Annotated in this window: 9 protein-coding genes; all 9 read left to right on the top strand. The window is 64.2% G+C overall.

Translation table 11 applies throughout. The features are described 5' to 3' along the window. The coding region (locus tag N826_RS15865; RefSeq protein WP_044430403.1) for an SRPBCC family protein at positions 1-788 on the top strand (788 nt) is incomplete at its 5' end. Between the two features lie 13 nt (positions 789-801). After that, positions 802-1293, top strand: coding sequence for a benzoate 1,2-dioxygenase small subunit (gene benB, locus N826_RS15860; protein WP_044430402.1), 492 nt, complete (start codon positions 802-804; stop codon positions 1291-1293). A 39-nt stretch (positions 1294-1332) separates the two neighbouring features. After that, entirely contained in the window at positions 1333-2352 is a 1020-nt protein-coding gene (gene benC / locus N826_RS15855) for a benzoate 1,2-dioxygenase electron transfer component BenC (RefSeq protein ID WP_044430401.1), read from the top strand. Beyond that, complete coding sequence (locus N826_RS15850; RefSeq protein WP_044430399.1) at positions 2349-3146, top strand: 1,6-dihydroxycyclohexa-2,4-diene-1-carboxylate dehydrogenase; 798 nt, start codon at positions 2349-2351, stop codon at positions 3144-3146. The genes benC and N826_RS15850 overlap by 4 nt, the downstream gene beginning before the upstream one ends. Before the next feature lie 326 nt (positions 3147-3472). Then, the gene (locus tag N826_RS45265) at positions 3473-4078 is read left to right on the top strand and encodes an MFS transporter (RefSeq protein WP_244619587.1); all 606 of its coding nucleotides are present in this window, start codon (positions 3473-3475) and stop codon (positions 4076-4078) included. A gap of 48 nt (positions 4079-4126) precedes the next feature. Continuing rightward, positions 4127-4852 (top strand): MFS transporter, encoded by a 726-nt coding sequence (locus tag N826_RS45260; RefSeq protein ID WP_244619586.1) that lies wholly within the window; start codon positions 4127-4129, stop codon positions 4850-4852. 81 nt (positions 4853-4933) lie between these two features. After that, positions 4934-5761 carry a 3-oxoadipate:acetyl-CoA acetyltransferase gene (locus tag N826_RS15840; RefSeq protein WP_044430398.1) on the top strand — a complete coding sequence of 276 codons (828 nt, stop codon included), beginning with the start codon at positions 4934-4936 and terminating at the stop codon, positions 5759-5761. A gap of 54 nt (positions 5762-5815) precedes the next feature. Continuing rightward, positions 5816-6610 carry a 3-oxoadipate enol-lactonase gene (pcaD, locus tag N826_RS15835; RefSeq protein WP_044430397.1) on the top strand — a complete coding sequence of 265 codons (795 nt, stop codon included), beginning with the start codon at positions 5816-5818 and terminating at the stop codon, positions 6608-6610. An 11-nt stretch (positions 6611-6621) separates the two neighbouring features. After that, entirely contained in the window at positions 6622-7830 is a 1209-nt protein-coding gene (locus N826_RS15830; protein ID WP_084720791.1) for a benzoate/H(+) symporter BenE family transporter, read from the top strand. Positions 7831-7836 lie beyond the last annotated feature (6 nt).

The following is a 7836-nucleotide window of genomic DNA, read 5'->3' as shown; positions in this document are numbered from 1 at the left end:
TGCTGCGCGGATCGTCGTCGTACATCTATGACGGCAACTGGAAGCTCCAAACCGAAAACGGGGCCGACGGCTACCATGTCAGCGCCGTCCACTGGAACTACGCCGCCACCACCAGCCGGCGCAAGACGGCGGTCAACGTTGACACGACCCGCGCCATGGATGCCGGCGGCTGGGCCAAGCAGGGGGGAGGCTTCTATTCGTTCGAAAACGGCCACCTGCTGCTGTGGACCCGCTGGTCGAACCCGGAGGACCGGCCGCTTTACGAGCGCCGCGACGAGTTGGTCGCCGAACATGGTCAGGCCAAGGCGGACTGGATGATCGGTATCTCGCGCAACCTGTGCCTTTATCCCAACGTCTACCTGATGGACCAGTTCGGCTCGCAGATCCGCACCTACCGGCCGATCTCGGTCGATAAGACCGAAGTCACGATCTACTGCATCGCACCGAAGAACGAGAGCGCCGAGGCCCGCGCACAGCGCATCCGCCAGTACGAGGACTTCTTCAACGCCAGCGGCATGGCGACCCCCGACGACCTGGAGGAATTCCGCTCCTGCCAGATCGGCTACCAGGGCAAGGCGGCTCCGTGGAACGACTTGAGCCGGGGTGCGACCCACTGGGTCCAGGGTCCAGACCAAAACGCCGAAGTGATCGGCCTTCAGCCCGTGATGAGCGGCAAGCTGACCGAGGATGAAGGTCTGTTCGTTGTGCAGCACCAGTACTGGCAGGAAACCATGCGCCGTGCCCTAGAGACTGAAGGTAAGGCAGAAGCGTCCGAGAAAAAGTCCTGAAGGGGAGGCTGACATGACGATCACGTATGAAAACCTGCTGGCCTTCCTCTACCGCGAAGCGCGCCTGCTCGACGACAAGCAGTGGGAAGAGTGGCTGCAACTCTACGCACCCGACGCCGAGTTCTGGATGCCGGCCTGGGACGACGACGGCACGCTGGTGACCAATCCGCAACGCGAGGTCTCGCTGATCTGGTACGGCAACAAGGGCGGTCTGGAGGACCGGGTGTTCCGCATCAAGACGGAGCGGTCCAGCGCCACGTCACTGCCGGAGCCGCGCACCTCGCACAACATCAGCAATGTCGAGATCCTGGAGAGCCAAGATGGCGTCTGCAAGCTGCGCTTCAACTGGTTCACGCTGAACTTCAGGTACAAGTTGACCGACACCTATTTCGGAACGTCGTTCTACACGCTCGACACTTCGGGCGAACAGCCGCTGATCAAGAACAAGAAGGTCGTGCTGAAGAACGATTACATCCATCACGTCATCGATATCTATCACATCTGATCAGCATCCCTTTGGATGATGTGATCAGGGGAGATGACCATGAGCTACAATATCGCACTCAACTTCGAAGACGGGGTCACCCGCTTCATCGAAAGCAATGCCGGCGAAACGGTGGCCGATGCCGCCTACCGCCAGGGCATCAATATCCCGCTGGACTGCCGCGACGGCGCCTGCGGCACCTGCAAGAGCTTCTGCGAGTCCGGGCGGTACGACGGCGGCTCCTATATCGAGGACGCGCTGACCGACGAGGAAGCGGAAGAGGGCTTCTGCCTGACCTGCCAGATGAAGCCGCAAACCGATCTGGTCCTGCGCATCGACGCCTCGTCGGAGGTGTGCAAGACCCAGGTCACCGACTTCAAGTCCGAAGTGCTGGGGATCGAGCAACTGTCCGACAGCACGATCAGCCTGTCGCTCAAGGTTGAGGACGCCGGCCGGCTGCATTTCCTGCCCGGCCAGTATGTCAAGATTCAGGTGCCGGGCGAGCTGGACAGCCGTTCCTACTCATTCAGCTCGCCGCCGGGTTCGGACATCGCGACCTTCCTGATCCGCAACGTGCCGGGCGGGATGATGAGCGGCTATCTGACCGAGCGAGCCAAGCCGGGCGACACGCTGACCCTCAAGGGGCCGCTGGGAAGCTTCTATCTCCGCGACACCAAACGGCCGGTGCTGATGCTGGCCGGAGGAACCGGGCTGGCGCCCTTCCTGTCCATGCTGGGCAAGGTGGCGGAAACCGGCTGCGAGCAGCCGATCCATCTGGTCTATGGCGTCACGACGGACGGCGATCTGGTCGAGGTCGAGACGATCGCCGAATACGTCAAGAAGATCCGGAACTTCACCTTTGCCACCTGCGTCGCCGACAAGGGCAGCAACCATCCGCTCAAGGGCTACGTCACCCATCACCTGGAGGCCAAGCACCTCAACGCCGGCGATGTCGATGTCTATCTCTGCGGCCCGCCGCCGATGGTCGAGGCGGTCCGAACCTTCTTCCGGGATCAGGGGGTCAACCCGGTGAACTTCCACTACGAGAAGTTCACGCCGAGCGAAGTGGGTGCGTCATGACCGGGCATGGACCCCTCAAAGGGCGTTTCCAGGGCAAGGTCATGGTCGTCACCGGCGCCGCCCAGGGCATCGGCCGCACCGTAGCCTTGGGAGCAGCCCGCGAGGGCGCCTCCGTCGTGCTGGTGGACCGTGCCGAGATCGTCCACGAGGTTCGGGCGGAGCTGGAGAGTATCGGCGCGCCGGTGCTGGCGGTGACGACCGATCTGGAGAACTACTCCGGGGCCGACAGCGCCATGGCCCAGGCGCTGGACCGGTTCGGCCGGATCGACATCCTGATCAACAATGTCGGCGGCACGATCTGGGCCAAGCCCTATATTGAATACCGCGAGCCGGAGATCGAGGCCGAGATCCGGCGCTCGCTGTTCCCGACGTTGTGGTGCTGCCGGGCGGTGCTTCCCGCCATGCTGAAGCAAGGCGGCGGCGTGATCGTCAACGTCTCGTCGGTGGCGACGCGTGGCGTCAACCGGGTGCCCTATGCGGCCGCCAAGGGCGGCGTCAACGCCATCACCGCCTCGCTCGCCTTCGAGTATGCCGAGCACGGCATCCGGGTCGTCGGCACGGCGCCCGGCGGCACCGAAGCGCCGCCCCGGCGCATCCCGCGCAACCCGACCGCCCAGGACGAGCGTGAGAAGGTCTGGTACCAGGGCATCGTCGATCAGACGATCTCGTCGAGCTTCATGAAACGTTACGGCACGCTGGAGGAGCAGGCGGCGCCGATCCTCTTCCTGGCGTCCGACGAGGCCTCCTACATTACCGGCACGATCCTGCCGGTCGCCGGCGGCGACTTGGGCTGAGGCACGGAAACGCCGACCTTCCCGTCATACCCGGATCAAGTCCAAGTAGGCCCTGACTTAAAGTGTTCCTACGCGTCAAGCCGGCATTCTCTTCCACTCGACCGTCATACCCGGACTTGATCCGGGTACCTCCCGGCGGAGGCTTACGGGAGGACTTCAAGCTGAAGTCCAGATGCCACCAGCGAGGCTCCTGAAAGGAGGTACCCGGATCAAGTCCGGGTATGACGGGAAGGTGGGGAAGACGGGCAAAGTCATCGCCTATGAAATCTAGTCCAAATATGTCGGACTTTTCAAATCCACAATAAACATGAACAGGGAGAGGAAAAATGGCGCTGACACGCACCATTGACGTCCAAGACTTCATGAATTCTCACAAGCTGTCGTCCTACCAGATCAGGATCATCGCGCTCTGCTTCCTGATCGTGGCGATCGACGGCTTCGACACGGCAGCCATCGGCTTCATCGCTCCGGCATTGCGAGCCGAATGGGGGGTGACGGCCGCTCAACTGGCGCCGCTGTTCGGTGCCGGCCTGTTCGGCCTGATGGTGGGCGCGTTCATCTTCGGTCCGCTGGCCGACAAGATCGGGCGCAAGTACTCGCTGGTGCTGACTGTTCTGTTCTTCGGCGCCGCCAGTCTGGCTTCGGCGTGGTCCACCTCGATCACCGAGCTGACCATCCTGCGCTTCCTGACCGGCATGGGGCTGGGCGGCGCGATGCCCAACGCGATCACGCTAACCTCGGAATTCTGCCCGGAGAAACGCCGGTCGTTCCTGACCACCCTGATGTTCTGCGGCTTCACGCTGGGTTCCGCCTTCGGCGGTCTGGCGGCGGCGCATCTGGTGGCAGCATTCGGCTGGGAATCGGTCCTGCTGCTCGGCGGCGTCCTGCCGATCGCACTGGTCCCGGTCTTGTGGCTGGCCCTGCCGGAATAGGTCCGTTTCCTGGTTCTCAAGAACGCACCCGCCGAGCGGATCGCCGCCGTGCTCCACAAGATAGCTCCCGAGGCCGATCTTGACGGCGCTGTTTACATCGGCATCGCCAAGCCCAAGGGCTCGCCCGTGCGGCAGTTGTTCCAGCCGGGGTTGGTACCGGGCACCCTGCTGATCTGGCTGACCTTCTTCATGAGCCTGCTGGTCTTCTATCTCCTGTCGAGCTGGCTGCCGACCGTCATCAGCAGCGCCGGCATGACCCTCAAGGAAGCATCCCTGATGGCGATGATGCTGCAACTTGGCGGGACCGCGGGGGCACTCCTGATCGGCGCGCTGATGGACCGGATCAACCCGCATACCGTGCTCGGCTCCTTCTATGTCCTGGCAGCCCTGTTCATCGCCTTGATCGGGAGCTCTACGGCATCGCCCTGGCTGCTGTCGGCCGCCGTCTTCGGCGCCGGGTTCTGTCTGGCGGGATCGCAGGTCGGCGTCAACGCGCTGGCCGCCGGCTACTACCCGACCGCCAGCCGTGCGACTGGTGTCGCCTGGGCCAATGCGGTCGGTCGCAGCGGGTCGGTGCTGGGTTCGATGTTCGGCGGCGCCATCCTGGCGAGCGGACTCGGCCTGCCGGTCGCCTTCGCGATCGTCGGCATCCCCGTGATCGTCGCCGGCTTGTCCATGTTCCTCAAGGGCCGGCTGGCGCCGCAGCCGACGCATCACACGGCGCCTGAAGTTTCAGGCGGGATCGACACCGCAAAGCCCGCTTTCCAGCACTGAGACACCTGCCAGAGGGGAGTTCCGGGCGTCTTCAGTACGCCCGGAACTCCAAGGTTTCCAATCAAAAAACGGAGGAAAACCATGAGACCAGCCGTCATCACCGTCGCGATCACCGGATCGGTTCCGCGAAAGAAGGACAATCCGGCACTGCCGGTAACGGTGTCCGAGCAGATCGAGTCCACCCATGAAGCCTTCGAGGCCGGCGCTTCGCTCGTCCACATCCACGTCCGCAACCCGGACGAAAGCTCCTCGTCGGACCCTGCCCTGTTCGCCCAGGTGCAGGAGGGCATCCGCAAGCACTGCCCCGGCATGATCGTGCAGTTCTCGACCGGTGGCCGGGGCCGCGATCAGGCGGCGCGCGGCAGTGCCCTCTACCTGAAGCCCGATATGGCGTCGCTCTCGACCGGCTCGGTCAATTTCCCGACCATCGTCTACGAGAACTCGCCGGCCCTGGTGGTCGATCTGGCGACAGGCATGAAGGAGAATGCCGTTCTGCCGGAGATCGAGGTCTTCGACCTGTCGCATCTCCACGGCGCCCACCGGCTGGTCGATGCCGGGCTGATGAGCGACCGCCCGCACGTCCAGTTCGTCATGGGCGTCAAGAACGCCATGCCGGCGCAGGAGCACCTGCTCGACATCCTGCTTGCCGAGCTGAAGCGCGTCCTGCCGAACGCCACTTGGACGGCCGCCGGGATCGGGCGTCATCAGAGCCAGGTGATGCGCTGGGTGCTGGAGCGCGGCGGCGACGGCGTCCGGACCGGGCTTGAGGACAACATCCGCATCAGCAAGGACCGTCTGGCCGGCAGCAACGCCGAACTGGTCAAGGTGGCGGTCGATCTCTGCGCCGAGTACGACGTTCGCCCAGCGACGCCTGCGGAAGCCCGAAAGCTTCTGGGGTTGGCGGCCTGACAGGCCGAAAAACCGTCCCAAAGCCCAAGAAACAAGCCTGATAGTGGTGGCTCCATGCCTTCGATCACCGTCAACGACGTCGATCTGTACTATGAGCTGACCGGTCCCCAAGGGGCGCCCGTCGTGGCATTTTCCAACTCGATCGGCACCACGCTGGAAATGTGGGACGCGCAGGCGGAGGCACTGTCCGCGCACTATCGCTGCCTGCGCTACGACACTCGTGGCCATGGACGGTCGGCGGTCGCCGACCGTCCGGCCCGCATCGCCGATCTCGCCGACGATCTGGCGGGCCTGCTCGATGCTCTCAGCCTGCCGAAGGCGCACATCGTCGGCCTGTCGCTCGGCGGCATGACGGCGCAGGCCTTGGCGCTGCGCTATCCGGACAGGATCACGAGCCTCACCCTGATGGCGACCGCCGCTTGTCTGCCGCCACCAGAAGGCTGGGAGCAGCGGGCCGTGACGGTCTGCCGGGACGGCATGGCGGCAATCGGCGATGCTGTCATTTCACGCTGGTTCACGCCTGCATTCCCGCAGGCCTTCCCGGAAACGGTGGCATCGGTGCGCGACCGCTTCCTGCAAATGGACCCGCGCGGCTACGCGGTCTGCTGCCGGGTCATTCGGGACATGGACCTGCGGCAGGAAATCGGGGCGATCACCGTGCCGACGCTGGTGATCGCCGGGGCCGAAGATCCGGCAACGCCGGTTGCCATGATGGAGGACATCCGGGCTCGCATCGCCGGTTCCGAACTCGTGGTTCTGCCGTATGCTGCGCACCTTCTGGCGATCGAGCAAGCCGACCGCGTCAACCGGCATCTGCTCAGCTTCCTTGGCGGCTCAGCCGTGGCATAGGGACTATGGTCATGCAAAAAGGCGTCGCCGATACCGGGAACATTGAAAACCGACAAACCCGGTCCCTGAGAAACGACTGGTCGATTTCGGCTGTCGCGGCCGGATTCCTGGCTGTCCTGATCTCATATTCAGGGCCGGCGGTGATCTTCTTCCAGGCGGCGGACGTCGCCCACGTGTCCGGCGACATGATCGCCTCATGGATATGGGGCATCTCGATCGGCGCCGGGGTGTCGGGCATCCTGCTGAGCTGGATGCTGAGGGTGCCCGTCATCACGGCGTGGTCGGCTCCGGGCACCGCCCTGCTGGTGACGCTGTTTCCCGCCGTCACGCTCGAACAGGCGGTCGGCGCCTACATCACGGCGGCGGTCATCATCTTCGTGATCGGCGTTTCCGGCGCCTTCGACAGGATCACGCGGCGCATTCCCGCAGGCATCGCGGCGGGCATGATGGCCGGCATTCTCTTCCAGTTCGGCGTCAACGCCTTCAAGTCGGCCACCACCATGCCGGCGCTGACGTTCGGCATGGTGGTGGCCTACGTCGTGTTCCGGCGTCTGGCGCCACGCTACTGCATCGTCCTGGTGCTCATATCCGGCGTCATCCTGGCGATGCTGCTGGGCAATACCAATGTCGGCGGTTTCGAACTGCACCTGACGACGCCCGTGTTCATCGCGCCGGAATGGACCTGGGGCACCACCCTGAGCCTTGCCCTTCCGCTGGTGCTGGTGAGCCTGACGGGACAGTTCCTCCCCGGCATGGCGATCCTGCACCTGTCCGGCTACAGGACTCCGGCGCGGCCGATCATTGCCGCCACCAGCCTGGCGTCGATCGGCGTCGCCTTTTTCGGCGGCATCACCATCGTCGTCGCGGCCATCACCGCCGCCCTGTGTACGGGCAAGGACGCGCACGAGGACCCGGCAAAACGCTATGTCGCGGGGATCGCCAACGGCGTGTTCTATCTGATCGGCGGCACCTTCGCCGGCACGATCGTGATGGTCTTCACCGCCCTGCCGAAGGAGTTCATCGCCGTCCTGGCCGGGCTCGCCCTGCTCGGCGCCATCGCCGCCAACGTCACGGCGGTGGTGCGGGAGGAGGATCATCGCGAGGCCTCGATCATCACCTTCCTGGCGACCGCTTCGGGCATGAGCTTCATGGGACTGGGCTCCGCCTTCTGGGGCGTGGTCATCGGCGGTTTTGCTTATCTGGTGCTCAACAAAGCGTAGCGTCGT

It is taken from the genome of Skermanella aerolata KACC 11604 (assembly GCF_000936425.1).
Taxonomy (GTDB): Bacteria; Pseudomonadota; Alphaproteobacteria; order Azospirillales; family Azospirillaceae; genus Skermanella; species Skermanella aerolata.
This window is presented reverse-complemented; position numbering and strand designations above follow the sequence as displayed.

Coding starts and splice junctions, on each gene's coding strand:
- benB (WP_044430402.1), top strand. CDS start 802: ATGACGATCACGTATGAAAACCTGCTGGCCTTCCTCTACCGCGAAGCG.
- benC (WP_044430401.1), top strand. CDS start 1,333: ATGAGCTACAATATCGCACTCAACTTCGAAGACGGGGTCACCCGCTTC.
- N826_RS15850 (WP_044430399.1), top strand. CDS start 2,349: ATGACCGGGCATGGACCCCTCAAAGGGCGTTTCCAGGGCAAGGTCATG.
- N826_RS45265 (WP_244619587.1), top strand. CDS start 3,473: ATGGCGCTGACACGCACCATTGACGTCCAAGACTTCATGAATTCTCAC.
- N826_RS15840 (WP_044430398.1), top strand. CDS start 4,934: ATGAGACCAGCCGTCATCACCGTCGCGATCACCGGATCGGTTCCGCGA.
- pcaD (WP_044430397.1), top strand. CDS start 5,816: ATGCCTTCGATCACCGTCAACGACGTCGATCTGTACTATGAGCTGACC.
- N826_RS15830 (WP_084720791.1), top strand. CDS start 6,622: ATGCAAAAAGGCGTCGCCGATACCGGGAACATTGAAAACCGACAAACC.